A 510-nucleotide genomic window follows, 5' to 3' on the forward strand; every position below is an offset into this window, starting at 1 on the left:
GTGGTGGCAATGGCGTAAACACGTACGCGATTAATGGCACTGCGGGTGCTATCACGGGTGGTGTTGATGCAGATACCTTTACTATTGGCACAGCGGGTATAACGGGAGCTCTTGTAGGCGCTGCTGGTGATGATATTTTCACTATCAATGGTGATACAACAGGTCGAATTGCTAGCATTTCTGGTGGTGATGGTGATGACACGGTTAGTTTGGATAATACGGGCGTAGTTACTGGCACGATTGCGGGCGGCGCTCAAGGTGTTGCTTTAGATGCAAAAGACACGTTTAACCTAACCGCAACGAACGGCAGTTTATTAATCACAGACATCTCAGGTTTTGAATTAGTTGACGGTGTAGGCACAGCCACCTTAACGGGTGATACGACGAACACCTGGTTAGTTAATGCGAATAACGCAGGTACTTTAAACGGTATTAACTTTACAGACTTTGTGAATTTAATCGGCGGTAATGGCGTTGACAGTTTCACGGTAAATGCGGGTGTTTCTATTG

At 46.3% G+C, this 510-nt stretch carries 1 pseudogene; it reads left to right on the forward strand.

Annotated features, from left to right (window positions below):
* Window positions 1-510, forward strand: a pseudogene (locus CWS31_RS17675) (hypothetical protein); the annotation flags it as partial.

This window comes from Colwellia echini, from assembly GCF_002843355.2.
GTDB classification, from domain to species: domain Bacteria; phylum Pseudomonadota; class Gammaproteobacteria; order Enterobacterales; family Alteromonadaceae; genus Colwellia; species Colwellia echini.